At 67.0% G+C, this 15,877-nt stretch carries 14 protein-coding genes; 4 read left to right on the top strand and 10 right to left on the bottom strand.

Annotated elements, in window-relative coordinates; genetic code table 11:
* Window positions 1-23 precede the first annotated feature (23 nt).
* On the bottom strand, window positions 24-1,172 hold the full coding sequence (locus ACQHI0_RS14075; protein WP_427908387.1) for an acyl-CoA dehydrogenase family protein: 1,149 nt from the start codon (window positions 1,170-1,172) through the stop codon (window positions 24-26).
* On the bottom strand, window positions 1,172-2,401 hold the full coding sequence (locus ACQHI0_RS14070; RefSeq protein ID WP_427908386.1) for an acyl-CoA dehydrogenase family protein: 1,230 nt from the start codon (window positions 2,399-2,401) through the stop codon (window positions 1,172-1,174). The genes ACQHI0_RS14075 and ACQHI0_RS14070 overlap by 1 nt, the downstream gene beginning before the upstream one ends.
* 457 nt (window positions 2,402-2,858) lie before the next feature.
* On the opposite strand from ACQHI0_RS14070, the gene ACQHI0_RS14065 reads away from it, so the two are divergent.
* Together ACQHI0_RS14065 and ACQHI0_RS14060 are read left to right on the top strand one after the other, a co-directional pair.
* Window positions 2,859-4,556, top strand: a complete 1,698-nt coding sequence (locus ACQHI0_RS14065) for an alpha/beta hydrolase (protein WP_427908385.1) — start codon at window positions 2,859-2,861, stop codon at window positions 4,554-4,556.
* 108 nt (window positions 4,557-4,664) lie between these two features.
* Complete coding sequence (locus ACQHI0_RS14060; RefSeq protein ID WP_427908384.1) at window positions 4,665-5,225, top strand: DUF2637 domain-containing protein; 561 nt, start codon at window positions 4,665-4,667, stop codon at window positions 5,223-5,225.
* 64 nt (window positions 5,226-5,289) lie between these two features.
* Here ACQHI0_RS14060 and ACQHI0_RS14055 read toward each other — a convergent pair whose 3' ends face one another.
* The 5 genes from ACQHI0_RS14055 to ACQHI0_RS14035 form a co-directional block, all read right to left on the bottom strand.
* Window positions 5,290-5,994 carry a cutinase family protein gene (locus ACQHI0_RS14055; protein WP_427908383.1) on the bottom strand — a complete coding sequence of 235 codons (705 nt, stop codon included), beginning with the start codon at window positions 5,992-5,994 and terminating at the stop codon, window positions 5,290-5,292.
* 92 nt (window positions 5,995-6,086) lie between these two features.
* Complete coding sequence (locus ACQHI0_RS14050) at window positions 6,087-6,605, bottom strand: flavin reductase family protein (protein ID WP_427908382.1); 519 nt, start codon at window positions 6,603-6,605, stop codon at window positions 6,087-6,089.
* Window positions 6,606-6,611: 6 nt separating this feature from the next.
* A complete protein-coding gene (locus ACQHI0_RS14045; RefSeq protein WP_427908381.1) occupies window positions 6,612-7,544 on the bottom strand; it encodes an HpcH/HpaI aldolase/citrate lyase family protein in 933 nt (310 codons plus the stop codon).
* Between the two features lie 25 nt (window positions 7,545-7,569).
* Window positions 7,570-8,754 (bottom strand): CaiB/BaiF CoA transferase family protein, encoded by a 1,185-nt coding sequence (locus ACQHI0_RS14040; protein ID WP_427909162.1) that lies wholly within the window; start codon window positions 8,752-8,754, stop codon window positions 7,570-7,572.
* A gap of 13 nt (window positions 8,755-8,767) precedes the next feature.
* A complete protein-coding gene (locus ACQHI0_RS14035) occupies window positions 8,768-10,138 on the bottom strand; it encodes an LLM class flavin-dependent oxidoreductase (RefSeq protein ID WP_427908380.1) in 1,371 nt (456 codons plus the stop codon).
* A gap of 73 nt (window positions 10,139-10,211) precedes the next feature.
* On the opposite strand from ACQHI0_RS14035, the gene ACQHI0_RS14030 reads away from it, so the two are divergent.
* Entirely contained in the window at window positions 10,212-10,883 is a 672-nt protein-coding gene (locus tag ACQHI0_RS14030; protein ID WP_427908379.1) for a GntR family transcriptional regulator, read from the top strand.
* Here the strand turns inward: ACQHI0_RS14030 and ACQHI0_RS14025 are convergent.
* Complete coding sequence (locus ACQHI0_RS14025; RefSeq protein ID WP_427908378.1) at window positions 10,869-11,444, bottom strand: hypothetical protein; 576 nt, start codon at window positions 11,442-11,444, stop codon at window positions 10,869-10,871. The two genes, ACQHI0_RS14030 and ACQHI0_RS14025, sit on opposite strands and share 15 nt — an antisense overlap.
* A 259-nt stretch (window positions 11,445-11,703) precedes the next feature.
* Here ACQHI0_RS14025 and ACQHI0_RS14020 point away from each other — a divergent pair, with 259 nt between their 5' ends.
* Window positions 11,704-13,161 carry an aldehyde dehydrogenase family protein gene (locus tag ACQHI0_RS14020; RefSeq protein WP_427908377.1) on the top strand — a complete coding sequence of 486 codons (1,458 nt, stop codon included), beginning with the start codon at window positions 11,704-11,706 and terminating at the stop codon, window positions 13,159-13,161.
* Between the two features lie 91 nt (window positions 13,162-13,252).
* On the opposite strand, the gene ACQHI0_RS14015 is transcribed toward ACQHI0_RS14020, so the two are convergent.
* Both ACQHI0_RS14015 and ACQHI0_RS14010 read right to left on the bottom strand, forming a co-directional pair.
* Entirely contained in the window at window positions 13,253-14,941 is a 1,689-nt protein-coding gene (locus ACQHI0_RS14015) for an FAD-dependent oxidoreductase (RefSeq protein WP_427908376.1), read from the bottom strand.
* 45 nt (window positions 14,942-14,986) lie between these two features.
* Window positions 14,987-15,820, bottom strand: coding sequence for an SDR family oxidoreductase (locus tag ACQHI0_RS14010; RefSeq protein WP_427908375.1), 834 nt, complete (start codon window positions 15,818-15,820; stop codon window positions 14,987-14,989).
* Window positions 15,821-15,877: the final 57 nt, after the last annotated feature.

The following is a 15,877-nucleotide window of genomic DNA, read 5'->3' as shown; positions in this document are numbered from 1 at the left end:
ACATTCCGCCCCGCGGGCCACGATCACGGCCTCGTCAGCGCGGCGTATCGGGCGAGGTGGTAGTCGGTGGATCCGAATTCGTGCTCGATCGCGGTGAGTCGCTTGAAATAGTGGCCGATAGCGAGTTCCTCGGTCATTCCCATGGCGCCGTGCAGTTGTACCGAGCTCTGGCCGATGAATCGAGCGGCACGGCTGACGGTGACCTTGGCCGCCGATATCGCCCGCGCCCGGTCGGCCGGTGCCGCGTTCACCGAGCGAATCGCCAAATACACTGCGGCGATTGACTGTTCGAGCTCCATGTACATATCGACCATGCGGTGCTGCAACACTTGGAAGCTTCCGATCGGCTGCCCGAATTGCCGACGTTGCTTGGCGTATTCGACGGTATCCGCCAAGACCTTTCGCATACACCCGACCGCTTCCGCGGCGATGGCCGCGATAGCGTCAGCCACGGTCGCCTCGATCGACGGCCATGCGTTGCCCGCCGTGCCGAGCAATGCGGCGGCGGGCAATCGGAATGCGGTGAAGGTGATATCGGAACCGACCCGATCGTCGATCGTCCGGTAGGAGTTGATTTCCACTCCGGCGGGCGGATTCTTCGCATCGAATTCGGTGAGGAACAACGAGATACCGGATTCGTCGCGCCGATCTCCCGAAGTGCGCGCGCTGATTATCAGGTGAGTCGCCAACGGCGCGCTGGTCACGACGGTTTTGCTGCCGTCGATCACCCACGAATCACCCTCGCGGCGCGCGGTCGTCGAAAGATCGTGCAGGGTGTGACCCGATGTCGGCTCCACGGCGGCGAATGCGGTGCGCGCCGTACCGGCCACGATCTGCCGTAGCAGTGCCTCGGCCGCCGCGCCACCGGCGCGTTTGAGCAGGCCGGCCCCGACGATGACGGTGTCGACATACGGTTCGACAACGAGCGAGTGCCCGAGTTCCTCGGCGATGATCATCATCTCGATCGGTCCACCGCCCATACCGCCGACATCCTCGGGCAAGGTCGCACCGAGAATCCCCAACTCCTCGGCGAAACCGCGCCACACAGCGGGCTGCCACCCCGCCTCGGACTTGACCGCACGACGACTCTTCTCCAGGTCGTAACGGGCACCGAGGAATCCGGCCACCGCCTCGCGGAGGAGTTCCTGTTCTGTGGTGAAGGTGAAGTCCATCAGAGCCCCAATGCTGCCTTGGCAAGAATATTTCGCTGAATCTCGTTGCTGCCCGCGTAGATCGAGCCCGCCCGGTCATTGAAGTAGCGCAGTGGTGCGACGGCCTGCCATTCCTCGCCGCTGCGGTAACCATCAGCCGGTGGGTGGAATTCGGCGATCGGCCCGCCAGGTTTCGTAGCATGCGGTTGATAGACCCGACCGCGCGGACCTGCTGCCTCGAGCGCCAATTCGGTGATCTTCTGACTCAATTCGGTGGCCAGGATCTTGAGCATCGAAGAGGCGGGTCCGGGGTTCTTGCCCTGCGCCAGCACCGAAAGTGTTCGGTACTCGAGGATCTCGAGTACTTCGGTGCGAATACGCGCCTCGGCCAGCTTCGCCGCGAAGGCGGCGTCCTCGATCAGCGGATTGCCGTCCGGGCCGGTCTGCCCGGCTGCCGCGGTAGCGACTTGCTGGGCCATGACCTGCAACATCGGCGACAGTGCGCCACCTCGTTCGTGGACGAGCAGATATTTCGCCACGGTCCAGCCGTCGTCGATCTGGCCGAGCACATTACTTTTCGGCACCCGGACGTTGTCGAAGAAGACCTGGTTCTGTACCTGCTCGCCGGAGGTCATCACCAGTGGGCGGATCTCGATCCCCGGCGACGTCATATCGATGAGCAGGAAAGTGATGCCCTGCTGCTTCTTACCGGCGCGCGAGGTACGGACCAAGCAGAAGATCCAATTCGCCGCCGTCGCATGGGTGGTCCAGATCTTGCTGCCGGTGCACACGAAATCGTCACCGTCGTCGACGGCCGCCATAGTCAGCGATGCCAGATCCGACCCGGCTTCAGGCTCCGAATATCCCTGGCAGAAGAACACCTCACCGGTGAGGATCCGCGGCAGGTAGTACGCCTGCTGTTCAGCCGTCCCGAACGCGGTGATCGCGGGCGCGACCATTCTGATGCCCATCGGCGACAGCGCGGGCGCACCGGCCTGCGTCAACTCCCGGCCGAAGATGTAATGCTGGGTCAGACTCCAGTCGCAGCCGCCGTGGGCGACCGGCCACTCTGGTGCCGCCCAGCCGCGCTCGTGCAGAATGCGCTGCCACTTCATGCTGGCATCGTGATCCGGATACACGCTTGTCGCCAAGTGCCCGGCGCGCCGGAGTTCGGGTGTCAGCTTCTCGTCGAGGAAAGCGCGAACCTCGTCTCTGAAGGCTAGATCGGCCGCTGACCAGTCGTAATCCATCAGCCCTCCCGGAGGGATGTGCGTCGATGCATCCGCGGGAACCTACGGGCGCTTGAGACACAAGGTACTTCTGTCTCAGCAGGGGATCAACAGGCAGTACATGGAATCGCGGGTAACATATGTGGCCGAGGGTGAGGGTGTGCTGCCGCGGAACGTTGCTCCTTCGACGGCGATGGGATGTCGGGCGGGCGATCAACCCCGCTCGGTGGTGGTACCGCAGGGTGGTAAGCCGAACTCTGGTCGAACTGTCACATTCGGGGTGTCATCAGCCGTGAATACGGTGTCGTGGCACCGATGAGTCGTAGAGTTCACGAACCTGAACCGTATAGCGGCAGCCCGAGTCGACCACCCGCGCGATTGTTCTGCGGGCGACGTGGATTCGCTTGTATCGCTGGACCACGGTTCGACAATGATTGACAGCCACCGGTGGATAGTCGGTCCAACCGCAGGGGAACACATGACGTCGAGCAGTCCACCGCCCAATGATCCCGCCGCGGGCACCGAGCGCGGTCAACATCGCGGCGCCGATGCCGTGTCGCCGCGCGGCGGGCTCGGATTCGGTGGGGCAGTGGGCGCGTTGATCCTGGTGTGGCTGTCGCTGACGCCCTCACTGTTGCCCCGCGGGCCGCTGTTCCAAGGCGTCGTCACCGGCGCGGCCGCGGCCATCGGCTACGGACTCGGTCTCGCGGCCGCCGCACTGCTCGGGTGGGTGCTGCAACGGCGGCTGGGCCCCGCACCGGCGATTCTGCGCTGGGGGTTGGTAGTTGTCGCCGCTGTCGGCTCGGTCGCGGTGCTGGCCTGGTACGCCGAGTGGCAGAGCGAACTGCGCACGCTCATGGGGGTGGGCGGTCTGCCGTGGCACGCCTACCCGATCATCGTGGCCATCGCCGCGGTGGTCTTCCTGGTATTGCTCGTGCTGGCGCGGCTGTGCGCGGCGATGTCGCGTGGCGTCGGTGGTCTGCTCGGGCGTGTGCTGCCGCGCCGGGTCGCGGCCTTGCTCGGCGGTGTCGTCGTGGCCGTTGTCGCGATCGCCGCACTCAACGGAGTGGTGGCCGAGGTGGCCATGTCGGTACTCAACACGACATTCGAAGCCGTCAACGACGAGAACTCCGCCGATACACCAGAACCCGTCGTCCCAGAGCGATCCGGTGGTCCCGGATCGTTGGTGAGCTGGGACTCCCACGGCAGACAGGGCCGGATCTTTGTTGCCAACGGTCCCACCGCCGCCGATCTGACCGCGTTCAACGGCACACCGGCGCGTGAGCCGATCCGCGTGTACACCGGTCTGAACTCCGCCGAGGACATCCGGGCCGAGGCCGATCTCGCGGTGGCCGAGCTGCGGCGAGCCGGCGGCTTCGACCGCGCGGTTCTCGGCGTGGCAACCACCACCGGCACCGGATGGATCAACGAGTCAACCGCAGGCGCACTGGAATATCTGGCCAACGGCGACAGCGCGCTGGTGAGCATGCAGTACTCGTTTCTGCCGAGTTGGTTGTCCTTCGTCGTCGACCAGGAACGCGCCCGCCAGGCCGGTCAAGCGCTGTTCGAAGCGGTGCACGCCGCATGGGACACCCTGCCCGCCGATCAACGGCCGAAGCTGGTCGTCTTCGGTGAGAGCCTCGGCTCCTTCGGCGGTGAGGCCGCGTTCTCCAGCGTTCAGGACATGGCGGCCCGCACCGACGGCGCCCTGTTCGTCGGTCCCACCGCCACCAATCCGGTGTGGCGCGACGCCACCGCGCGCCGCGACCCCGGGTCGCCGCAATGGCTGCCGATCTACCGCGACGGACACACGGTCCGATTCATCGCGGACGCTCCCGATCTGGCTCGGCCCGGCACACCGTGGACCGGCTCGCGAGTGGTCTACCTACAGCACGCGTCCGATCCGATCACCTGGTGGACACCACAACTGCTCTTCCAGAAACCGGACTGGCTCGACGAGCAGCGCGGGCCCGACGTGCTGAGCAGCACCCGCTGGATCCCGGTCGTGACCTTCCTCCAGGTTTCGGCCGACATGGCCGTATCGATCGATGTTCCAGACGGACACGGACATGCCTTCCGCGCCGACATCGCCGACGCCTGGGCGGCCATCCTGTCGCCGGCCGACTGGACCGGGTCCGATACGGAGCGCCTGCGCGCCGTTCTGCGGGGCGAGTAGCCGTACTCTGTTGAGTGCCTGCATATTTGGCGACCGTAGCCCGTAGGATGGAGCCTGATGGACCACACGGACCCTTTCCCCCGCCCTATTCCAGTCACGGTGCCGAAGGTGCTAGTGGGCTTAGGTTCGGCGTTGGTTGTCGCCGCCGCGATCGCATCCTTCACCTTCACCGCCACCCTCGCGCGGGTGGCCGGAGTTCCTGAGCATCTGACCTGGTTGTGGCCGGTGGTGGTCGGTCTCACGGTCGCGCTGGTCGCCTGCACCTTCATCACGTTGGTGGGTATACGCGACGAGAAGGCCACCTCCCTGGTGCGGGTCTACGAGTTGTTGCTGGTCGCCGCCGTGCTGTCCAGTATCTGTGGAAACCTGTTGTCCATCTCCCGCGATCCGATCGAGATGGGAACGCTCGGTACCGCGATCGTGGTGTCGGTTCCCCCGGTCTGTCTGATGATCTGCGTGGGGAACTACCTGCTGCTCACGGCGGTCGTTCCCGTCCGAATCGTGGCCGCGATCCGCGAGGACGACTGGCGACTGAGAGTCCTCGGCATACCCAACGCGCCGTTGCCGCCGAAATATTCGAACCTCCCCGACCAGGACAGTGCCTCCTGGTGGGACCAGCACCGAAGTGAGGCAAGGACTCCACCGGCGACACCGAGGACCCGGACATAGGAAACCGGTTGACACAACAGCGAATTCGGCTTTAGCCGGTGCCGACACGACTGCGGCGCCGGCATCAACCCAGCTGTTCGCGGACGAATGCCGCTGCTCGGTCACGGTTGTCGTTGACGAAGTACGCGAAGTGACCGTAGCTCGCCGCGTTCGCGAACCCGGCGGCCGGATCGCCGCCTTGGCAGACACGGTCACCGGCATTGCAGTAGTCGTGCAGGCGGTCGGCGAATTCGGTGAGCGCGCCGAGGCGAAGTGGACCTGTGCCGGACAGGGCGGGATCGAAGCTGCCCCGGTTGTAGGGTTCTGCGCCGTTGAACAACGGGCTGCCGAACAGGACGATGGCGTCGATTCGCGCGGCCGCCCGCGCTGTCAACGCGTCTCGCGCGTCGAGGGAGTTGCCGATAACGCGCGCACCTTGCGAGTAGCCGAGCAGGACGAGCCGCTGGTCGGGGCACGTGGCGGCGATCTCGTTCAGCAACGTGGTGAGATTCGCTACCCCGCGCACCGCACTGTCCGGGTTCATCGAGGCCGGATACTCGAGCTCGGTCACCGTGGTGCGGCGCCCGGATTCCTGGGCGATCCGCCCGCCGAGCGGGGTGAGCAGCAGGCTGCCTGACTGCGGTTCGAGGGTGCCTCGGACAGTGACGACCCGGACCTCCGCGCAGCCGCCGGGGACCGAGTCGGCGGACGCGGCGGGGAGGGCGGGTAGTGCCAGTGCCGCAGCGGCTATTGCGGTCGAATGCACCAGGATTCGAAATCGTCCACGCATTCGGCCACTGTATTGCACCCGGGGGTGGCGAGGACGATGTTGCCGCTGTCGGGTAGCGGCGCCGAGGCCTGAGCGACAGGCCCCTGGTCCCCTCATCGTTCGTCGTGCAGGCGGCGGAAGCGGCTGTCGTGAAAGACCAGGGGCCCGGCCTCGGTTCCGACCGCGACGCGAGTGAGGTGAACGAGCACTACCAGGTGATCCCCGGCGGGGACGCTGGCCGACGGTGTCGCTTCCAGCCATGCGCAGGCCCCGCCGACCAGGAGGGCACCGTCGGTCCCCGCCACCATCGTCAGGTCTCGGAAGCGGTCGCCGTGTTTGGTTCCCAGAGATCGGGCGGCGCTCGTCTGGTCGACGCTGAGCAGGCTCAACCCCAGGCTGGTCGCCCTGCTCAGCGGCGGCCAGGTGCGCGAGGTTCGTTGGACGCAGAAGGAGACGATGGGCGGCGTCAAGGAGACGGGGACAAAGGTGCTGACCGCCATCCCGTGTGCCGTGCCGCCCACCTCTGCGCATATCGCGACGACGGGGCTGGGGAAGGTGGCGAATGCCTGTCGTAGCGAGGGCGGTTCGGTCGGGATCTCGGTGAAACCGTGCGCAGCGGCGGAAAGGGTCATGCCCGATCAGCTCCGGGCAGCGATCGCGTCATGGTGCGGGTCGATGGCGGTGGCGCGGGCGAGGGTGGCCTGCGCCATCTTGATGTGCGCGGCGTCGACGAGGACCCCGTCGACGCCGACGGCACCGCGTCCGTTGGCTTCGGCTTCGCGGTACGCGGCGATATTGCGTTGCGCGAGTGCGATTTCCTCGGGGGTGGGGGAGTAGACAGTGTTGGCGATCGGCACCTGGTTCGGGTGGATCGCCCACTTGCCGGTGTAGCCGAGCAGCGAGGAGCGTCGCGCGTCGCGTTCGTAGCCGGCGAGGTTGCCGTAGTCGGGGAAGGGGGCGTCGATGGCGTCGACGCCGGCGATGCGAGCCGCGACGAGCACCTTGTTGCGGGCGTAGTGCCAGAAGTCACCGGGATAGTCACCGAGCGGTTCGAAGTTGGTGTCCACCCTGGCCCCCTGGGACAGCGAGAAGTCGCCGACACCGAAGATGAGCGCGTCGACCCGCGAGCTGGCGACGGCGATCGCTTCGGCGTTGGCCAGTCCCTCCACTTCCTCGATCAGCACTTCGAGGCGAATACGGTGGGTCAGGCCGAGTTTCGCCTCGAGCTGGGTCAGCAGCACATCGACCCACCACACATCCCGCGCGGTGCAGGCCTTGGGGACCACGATCGTGTGCAGATGTGAACCGGCGCGCGAGACCACCTCGATGATGTCGTCGTGGCACCAGCGGGTGTCGAGACCGTTGATCCGGATCGCGGGCACGGTATCGCCCCAGTCCATCGTGGTCAGCGCGGTGATCGCCTTCTCCCGCGCCTGCTCTTTGAGTGCTTCGGGGGTCGCGTCCTCGAGATCGAGGAACACCAGATCTGCGCCGCTGGCAAGGGCTTTGGCGAACATGTGGTCGTTGCAGGCGGGCAGCGCGAGCTCGGAGCGCCGGATCAGCAGGGTCATCGTCGAATCCTTCGGTGTCGGAAGTTCACAGCACGCCGCGGCTGTGCAGGTCATCGATGTCGTTGTCGCTCAGGCCGAGCAGTTGTCCGTAGACCTCCGCGTTGTGCTCGCCGAGGCGGGGGCCGAGGTGGGACACGCGGCCCTGCGCCTGGGAGAAACGCGGTACCGGTGCTTGCACCGTCATCGTGCCCAGTTCGTCGTCGGCGACCGGGACGAACACCTCGCGGTGGCGCAGCTGCTCGTCCTCGAGCAGGTCGGTGATGTCGTAGACGGGGGCCGCGGCGACCTGCTCGGCGTCGAACACCGCCATCGCCTCCGCGAGGGTCTGTTTCGACACCCACGCCGCGACAACGTCGTCGACCTCGGCAGCCCGCGCCAGCCGACGTTGCGGATCGGAGAACTCGGTATCGGAGATCAGGTCGTCGCGTCCGATCGCGCGGAAGACGCGCAGCGCCAGCGCGGGGGAGCTGCCCGACATGGCCAGCCACTTGCCGTCGGCGGTGCGATAGGTGTTGCGGGGCGCGGAGATGTCCCAGCGGTTGCCCGCTCGCTGCGCGACGATGCCGAGCTGGTCGTAGCTGAGCAGCGTCTGTTCCAGCAGTCGCGTGAGCGGATCGACCAGGTTGATATCGATCAACTGTCCCGGGCCGCCGTGCACATCGCGGTGGTAGAGCGCCATCAGCACGGCGTAGGCGGCATTGAGGGAAGCGACACCGTCGGCCAGCATGAACGGCGGCAGCGTCGGGGGACCGTGCGCCTCACCGGTGATGTGGGCGAATCCGCTCATCGCCTCACCCAGCGTGCCGAAACCGGGGCGCTCGCTCTTGGGGCCGGTCAGCCCGAAGCCGGTGATGTGCAACATCACCAGCTGCTCGTTGACCGCGCGCAGGCGCGGGTAGTCGAGGCCCCATTTCCGTAGCGTCTGTGGCCTGGTGTTGGTCACCACGACATCCGCTGTCGCCGCGAGCCGGCGCAGTAGCTCCTGGCCCTCGGTGACGCGCAGATCCAGGGTGACGGAACGCTTGTTGCGCGACACCGACTTCCACATCAGGCCCACCTCGTCGCGCTGCGCGCCCCAGGTGCGGATCGGATCACCACCGTTGGGCTGCTCGATCTTGATCACCTCGGCGCCGAACTCGCCGAGATAGGTGGCCGCCAGCGGCGCCGCCGCGAGCGTGGCGAAATCGAGCACCCGCACACCGTCGAGCATGGCTCGGCTCATGTCACACCACGGTGCCTGTGTGCGCGGTGCCGCGGACCGGAGACGGCCGGGACAAACCCAGGTGCTCGCGCAGGGTCGTGCCCTCGTAGGCGGTGCGGAACAGTCCGCGCTGCTGCAGCCGCGGCACCACCATCCGGACGACGTCCTCGAAGGAGCCGGGCATGTGGGTGGCGGCGAGAACGAATCCGTCGCAGGCGTCGCCGTGGAACCATTCGGCCATCTGGTCGGCGACCTGGTCGCCGGTGCCGACGAACCGTGGACCCTGCAGCAGGGTGGCTCGGTGGCCCGCCAGGTCCCGTACTGTGACGTTTCCGCCGATGTGGGTACGCAGGTTCTGGACCAGACCGCGGATGCCCGACACCGAGGCGATCAGCTCGTCGGTGACCGGATCGTCGAGATCGTGCTGTGCGAAGTCGTAGTTCATCAATTCCGAGAGCAACGTCAGCGAGGCCATCGGATGCACCAGGTCCTCGAGCAGCATCGCCTCCCGCTCCTTGGCGTGCTGCTCGGATTCCCCGACGACCGCGTAGGCCATCGGGCAGATGCGGACCGAGGCGGGATCGCGGCCCGCGTCGGAGATGCGGGCCTTCTGGTCGGCGTAGTGATTGCGGGCCACTTCCAGGCCGGGGTCGCCGGTGAAGATCAATTCCGCCCAGCGCGAGGCGAATTCGCGGCCACGGCCGGAGGAGCCCGCCTGAATGATCACCGGTCTGCCCTGTGGTGTCCGCGGTACCGTCAGCGGTCCGCGGGCGGAGAAGAAGCGACCCGAGTGGCGCAGTTCGTGCACCTTGTCGGGATCGGCGAAGATGCCTGCGGCGCGGTCGTGCAGGATGGCGTCGTCGTCCCAGGTGTCCCAGAGGCCGCTGACCACATCGAGGAATTCGTCGGCTCGGTCGTAGCGTTCGTCGTGGCCGAGGTGGGCGTCCATCCCGAAGTTCTGCGCCTCGCTGTCGTTGACCGAGGTCACCACATTCCAGGCGGCCCGGCCTGCGGACAGGTGATCGAGGGTGGCGAACGTGCGCGCGACGTGGAACGGCGCGTAGTACGTCGTGGAGTAGGTCGCGCCGAGGCCGATGCGTGAGGTGCTCTGCGCGAGGACGCCGAGGACCACCCCCAAGTCCAGCTTCACCGGGCGTGCGCCATGGCGCACCGCCTCGGCGACGGAGCCGCCGTAGATGCCGGGCATCGCCAGACGGTCGTCGAAGAACATCAGGTCGAAGCAGCCCTCCTCCAGTTGCCGCCCGACTTTCGCGTAGTACGACGCGTCGAGATACCCGTGCTCGGTGGCCGGGTGCCGCCAGGAACCCGAGTAGACCGAGGTGTTGCCCGCCTGCATGAATGCGACCAACGTCATTCGGTCGCCGTTCCTCATCGCCATAATTGGAATCTAGCATCTGACATATCAGATTTCAAACCTGGTACCTCTAGCCTGCTAAACTGCGCCGATGGCAACCAACTCGGTCGACGTCGCAGGCACTGTTCGCGAACGGGCGGCACGTGAACTGCGCGATCGCATCCTGACTGGGGCGTTGCCCGCGGGTGCGCGCATCGATCTGGACGCGATCACCGACGAGTTCGCCACCAGCCGCACGCCCGTGCGTGAGGCATTGCTCGAGCTCTCCTACGAAGGCTTGGTCCGGGTCGCGCCACGCAGTGGGATCACGGTGATCGGGATCAGCCCCGCCGACATCATGGACAGCTTCACCATCCTCGGGGTCCTCACCGGGCAGGCTGCCGCCTGGGCCGCGCAGCGGGCCAGCACGCCTGAGCTGCAGCGGCTGCGCGAGCTCGCCGCCGAGGTCGCCTCGCGATCCGGTGACGACTCCATCGGTGAGGCCAACTGGCGGTTGCATCAGGAAGTCCACCGGGCCGCGCACTCACCACGGCTGCTGACCCAGATCAAACAGGCGGTCCGGGTGGTTCCGTCGAATTTCCTGCGGCTGTTTCCCGACCACGAGCAGCACTCGCTCGACGATCACGACCAGCTGATCGACGCACTGGCCGAGCGTGACGCGCCGCGGGCCCGCGAGATCGCCGAGCGGCACGTGCTCGACGCGGGCCGCTCGCTCACCCAGTGGCTGGAACGCAACGCGACCCCGCGGCTACCGCCTGCGTGACAGGTTCACCTCGCGCCCGGCTGCCGCCAGCGACCTGGCGTTGCAGCGGAAACCTTCGGTCAGCGGGACGGGTCGGGGTGTGGCGTCGGTCGCGGCCAGCGCGCGTGCCTTGAACGCGTGCGCCGCGGCGCTGAGGCGATGGTCCATGCCCTCGACCCGGCACTCGAACTCCGTGGGCAGCGGGTCACCCCACACCACGACTTCGATCAGATCGTTCTCGAGGCAGTTGAGGACGCCGTCACGGACTCGGCTGTCGGACAGCAGGAGATCGGGTGCGACCGCCAGGGCGTCGGGCCAGGTGTGGTGGACAGGGACCGCGAGCGGGCCTTCGAGTTCGAGCACGGTCGCGCCGAGGATGTGCAGGGGCGCCAGACCGGTGACGTCGGTGAGGACGACATTCACGTCCCATCCGGCCATGGAGCGGTCGAACAACCAGCCGCCCGCGTGCTCGACGACCTCGCGTGCGTTGGTCGCCAGGACTGCCAGCCGGTACCGCAACGGGTGTTGATGTGCGTAGGTCCACCAGTTGGTGACCAGACCAGCGTCCTGGGCAACATTCACGAGGTGTCCATTCCGAGAGATCGAAGCGCTATCCGCAGTCCTACTACAACTGCGTCTGATGCGCGGCGAAGTTGCCGAAGCTTTGCGACCAGGGGGCGGCGGCGAGACACCGGCCTGATCAGGGCCGATTTCTGTTCTCGCATGCGAGAATTAGATTACCGCAAATTAGAATGAAACTCTTGACCGCTGGTCCGGTCCGGTGCTAAGCAGGTCGAGCACTGGTAGGCACGAAGGCCTCGACGCTTGAAGGGGATGCGCGATGACGCTGCAAACTATTCTGGACGAAATCCGTGAACGACCCGGAAAAGGCGAGGTCATACCGATCATCGATCCCGTGACCGAAGAGCAGATCACCGAGTTCACCGACTGCGGACCCGAGGCTGTCGACGAGGCGGTTGCCCGGGCGAGGGCCGCGTTCGATTCGGGTGTCTGGCAGGGTCTGCCCGGGCGCGAACGGGCCAAGATCATGTGGCGGATCGCCGACCTCATGGACGCGCACACGGATGAACTCGCCGAGCTGGACTCGCTCAATACGGGAATGCCACTCGCGCAGGCGAAGATGATCATTCCGACCTGCGCCGAGTTCTTCCGCTACTACGCGGGGTGGTGTACCAAACTCAACGGCTCGGCGTACGAGGTGCAGATGACCGGCGGCGTCTCCGGCGCCTACGCCGACCTGCACGCCTACACGCTCAAGGAGCCGTATGGCGTGGTCGGCCTGATCTTCCCGTGGAACGGGCCGGTGTTCAACGCCTGCGCCAAGCTGGCCCCGGCACTCGCGGCCGGGTGCAGCAGTGTGGTCAAGCCCGCCGAGGAGACACCGCTGTCGGCGGTGCTGCTGGCGCGGCTGATCGCCGAGGCGGGCGTGCCGGAGGGCGTGGTGAACTTGCTGACCGGCTACGGACACACCGCGGGCGCCGCGATCACCGCGCACCCGGACGTGGACAAGGTGGCGTTCACCGGTTCCACCGAGGTCGGCAAGCAGATCGTGGCCGCGTCGGCGGGCAACCTCAAGAAGGTGATGCTCGAACTGGGCGGCAAGTCACCGGTGCTGATCTTCGACGACGCCGACCTCGATATGGCGGTGATGATGGCGTCGATGGGGATCTTCATTCACTCCGGGCAGGGCTGCGTCTGCGGCTCCCGGATCTTCGTGCAGCGGGGGGTGTACGAGCGGGTCGTGGAAGGTATCGCGACCGTGGCGAACAACCTGAAGCTGGGTGGGCCGAAGGAAGAGGGCACCATGATCGGCCCGCTGATCAGTGCCAAACAGCTGACCCGGGTGATGGGCTACCTCGACGAGGGCCGGTCCGACGGTGCCGAGGTCGTCACCGGCGGGCACCGCCTCGACCGCAGTGGCTACTTCGTCCACCCGACGGTGCTCACCAATGTGGACCCCGCGACCAGCAGGCTCTACCGGGAGGAGATCTTCGGCCCGGTCGTGACCGTCCTGCCGTTCGACGACGAGGACGAGGCGATCGCGCTGGCCAATGACACCTCCTACGGCCTGGCCGCCACCGTGTGGACGACCAACCTCAGCCGCGGGCACCGGCTCGCGAAGCGGTTGCAGGCCGGGACGGTGTCGCTGAACTGCCAGTTGGTGTTCGACCACGGGGTGCCCTTCGGCGGCTACAAGCAGTCCGGCTGGGGCCACGAGTTCGGGCGCGAAGGCGTCGAGGCGTACATGAAGTCGAAGTCGGTCTGGGCTCAGCTCTGAGTCATCCGGGATCAGCGGCGGACGGGTTGGTCATCCGGTCCGCCGCTGTCTGTCGGGCGAGGTGTACTCGCGACGAGCGGTGGCAGGGAGCTCAGCGAACCGCGAGATCGGTTCCCCGCGCCGCGGCGGTCAGGTCGTCGCGGGTGGTGAATTTGACCCGCGGGCGACCGGTGGAATCGCCGACCGCCTGCTCGGCGGTGTCGATGGCCTTCCAGCCGTCCCGGTCCACCATCTGCGGCTGCCGCGACAGGACCAACTCGCGCAGCGCTTCTCGGTCCGCGTGCGGCGTGGCCAGTTCGCCCTGCAGGAAGTCGGCGATCAGATGTTGCACTGTCTGTTCCGCATCCACTCGATTCGACCCGATCACCCCGCGTGCGCCGCGCTTGATCCAGCCGCTGACGTAGACCCCGGTCAACGGCGCGCCGGCGCTATCGATCACCCGCCCTTCGTGGTTCGGGACGACTCCTCGGCGTTCGTCGAACGGCAGTTCCGGGATCGGCGCACCCCGGTAGCCGACCGACCGCAGTACCAGGCCCGCGGCGATTTCGCCCGTGCGCTCGGTAGCCTCCGCGCTGACCCGACCCGCTGAGTCGGTGAGTACGTTGTGCGCGAATCGCAGGCCGGTGACGCGCCGCTCCCCGAGTACCTGGGTCGGCGAGACGAGGTACCGGAAGACGATCCGTTTGTTGCCCGGTCGCCGTGGTGCCGTGGCGTATTCCTGCGCGAGCGTGTATTTCAGCCGAACCGACGGCTCGAGGGCCGGATCCGCGAGTACGGCGCTGCCGATCTGGTCGAGTTCGATGTCCGCGGACTCCACGACCACGTCCACGCCGTCGAGGTGCGCGAGGGCGAGGAACTCCGGTGAGGTGTACGCCGCCTGGAGCGGCCCGCGCCGGCCCAGTACCACTACTTCGCGAATCCTGCTGTCGCGCAGGGCATTCAGCGCGTGTTCGGCGATATCGGTGCGGGCCAGTTCGGCCGGATCCATCGTGAGCACGCGAGCGACGTCGAGTGCCACGTTGCCGTTGCCGACGATGACGGCGCGCTCGCCGGACAGATCGAAGTCCCGGTCGGCGAAATCGGGGTGCCCGTTGTACCAGGCCACGAACTCCGTCGCCGAATGACTGCCCGGCAGATCCTCGCCGGGAAGGTCCATGCGCCGGTCGGTCGAGGCGCCCGCCGCGTAGATCACCGCGTGGTGATGGCGCAGGAGTTCGTCGTGGGTGAGGTGGTTGCCGATCTCGACATTGAGGTAGTACTGCAGAGTGTCGCGGCGGAACGCGGTCTCGAACATCGATGTCACCGACTTGGTCCCCGCGTGATCCGGTGCCACGCCCGCACGCACCAGACCCCACGGCGTCGGCAGCCGGTCGAACAGTTCTACCTGGGTGTCACCGCGGCGCAGTAACGCGTCCGCCGCGTAGCACGCCGCCGGACCCGCGCCGACGATCGCCACCCGCAAGGTGCCGAGTTCCTTCGGGATGCGCGGCGTCACGACCGGCGGGGTGAACTCCGGCTCGAGCGGATGGCGCACGAAATAGTCGGCGTTGATCTCGCTGTAGCGCTGCAGCGAGGCGCTGAGATCCTCGATGGAGAACACCGCGCCCACCGGGCAGGCGTCGACGCACGCGCCGCAGTCGATGCAGGTCTCGGGATCGATGTGCAGCATCTCGGCGGTCGCGAACTCCGGCTGACCGGGTGTCGGCCGGATGCAGTCGACCGGGCATTCGGCGATGCAGCTGGCGTCGTTGCAGCATCGCTGCGTGATGACGTAGGCCATGGCGGGCAGTCCTTGTCGCGGAGGGTGAGTGGGGCAGGGGGCGGGTCAGTCCAGGAAGAGGTCACGGGTCGGGTTGTCGCCACCGCCGTACCGGGAGAGGTCGTCGATCCCGGCGAACCTCGAGACGGCGTCGGCGTCGAGGAAGCAGTTGCCGGTCACCGTGCGGGCCGGCTGGGCCGTGATCGCGACCGCCGCGTCGGCCATGATCCGGGGGCTGCGCGCGGTCGCGAGCTGGTTGTCGCCGTCGAGCAGGGCCGCGACGGCGGAGGTGGCGATGTAGGTCTGCGGCCACAGACAGTTGAATCCGATTCCGGCGCCGGCGAATTCGGCCGCCCAGCCCTGACTGAGCAAGGTCATCCCGTATTTGGACTGGGTGTAGGCCGGATGGGCGCCGAGCCAGCGGAAGTCGAGGTTGATCGGTGGCGAGATGGTGAGCACCTGCGGGTTGGGGGAGTCGCGCAGGTGCGGCACGCACGCCGCGGTGAGCAGGAAGGTGCCGCGAATGTTGATGTCCTGCATCAGGTCGAAGCGTTTGGCACCGAGTTTCTCGGTGGGGTCGGTGGCGATGGCGCCTGCGTTGTTGACGCACACATCGATCCCGCCGAACCGCTCGATCGCGATCGCCACGGCCCGCGCGACGTCGTCCTCCTCGCGTACGTCGCCGACGGCCGCGGCGGCCCGGCCACCTGCGGCCTCGACCGCGGCGGCGACGGTATGCACCGTGCCGGGGAGCCGCGGATGTGGTGCGGACGTCTTGGCCAGCAGGACGACATTGGCGCCCTGCTCGGCGGCGGCTACGGCGATCGCCGCGCCGATACCCCGGCTGGCTCCGGAAATGAGGACGGTGCGATCGCGCAGCGAGTGGTCGTGGTCGGGCATGGTGCTCCTCGCGTGCCGCCGGGCGGCAATCAGTCATTCTCTTCAGATGGTATTGGT

The sequence above is a fragment of the Nocardia sp. FBN12 genome (assembly GCF_050320175.1).
Taxonomy (GTDB): Bacteria; Actinomycetota; Actinomycetes; order Mycobacteriales; family Mycobacteriaceae; genus Nocardia.
The sequence above is the reverse complement of the archived record's forward strand: the minus strand, read 5'-3'. Positions and strand labels throughout refer to the sequence as shown.

Bases quoted from the DNA above. Each gene is read 5' to 3' on its own strand.
- ACQHI0_RS14075 (WP_427908387.1), bottom strand. From the start codon at position 1,172: ATGGACTTCACCTTCACCACAGAACAGGAACTCCTCCGCGAGGCGGTG.
- ACQHI0_RS14070 (WP_427908386.1), bottom strand. From the start codon at position 2,401: ATGGATTACGACTGGTCAGCGGCCGATCTAGCCTTCAGAGACGAGGTT.
- ACQHI0_RS14065 (WP_427908385.1), top strand. From the start codon at position 2,859: ATGACGTCGAGCAGTCCACCGCCCAATGATCCCGCCGCGGGCACCGAG.
- ACQHI0_RS14055 (WP_427908383.1), bottom strand. From the start codon at position 5,994: ATGCGTGGACGATTTCGAATCCTGGTGCATTCGACCGCAATAGCCGCT.
- ACQHI0_RS14050 (WP_427908382.1), bottom strand. From the start codon at position 6,605: ATGACCCTTTCCGCCGCTGCGCACGGTTTCACCGAGATCCCGACCGAA.
- ACQHI0_RS14045 (WP_427908381.1), bottom strand. From the start codon at position 7,544: ATGACCCTGCTGATCCGGCGCTCCGAGCTCGCGCTGCCCGCCTGCAAC.
- ACQHI0_RS14040 (WP_427909162.1), bottom strand. From the start codon at position 8,754: ATGCTCGACGGTGTGCGGGTGCTCGATTTCGCCACGCTCGCGGCGGCG.
- ACQHI0_RS14035 (WP_427908380.1), bottom strand. From the start codon at position 10,138: ATGAGGAACGGCGACCGAATGACGTTGGTCGCATTCATGCAGGCGGGC.
- ACQHI0_RS14030 (WP_427908379.1), top strand. From the start codon at position 10,212: ATGGCAACCAACTCGGTCGACGTCGCAGGCACTGTTCGCGAACGGGCG.
- ACQHI0_RS14020 (WP_427908377.1), top strand. From the start codon at position 11,704: ATGACGCTGCAAACTATTCTGGACGAAATCCGTGAACGACCCGGAAAA.
- ACQHI0_RS14015 (WP_427908376.1), bottom strand. From the start codon at position 14,941: ATGGCCTACGTCATCACGCAGCGATGCTGCAACGACGCCAGCTGCATC.
- ACQHI0_RS14010 (WP_427908375.1), bottom strand. From the start codon at position 15,820: ATGCCCGACCACGACCACTCGCTGCGCGATCGCACCGTCCTCATTTCC.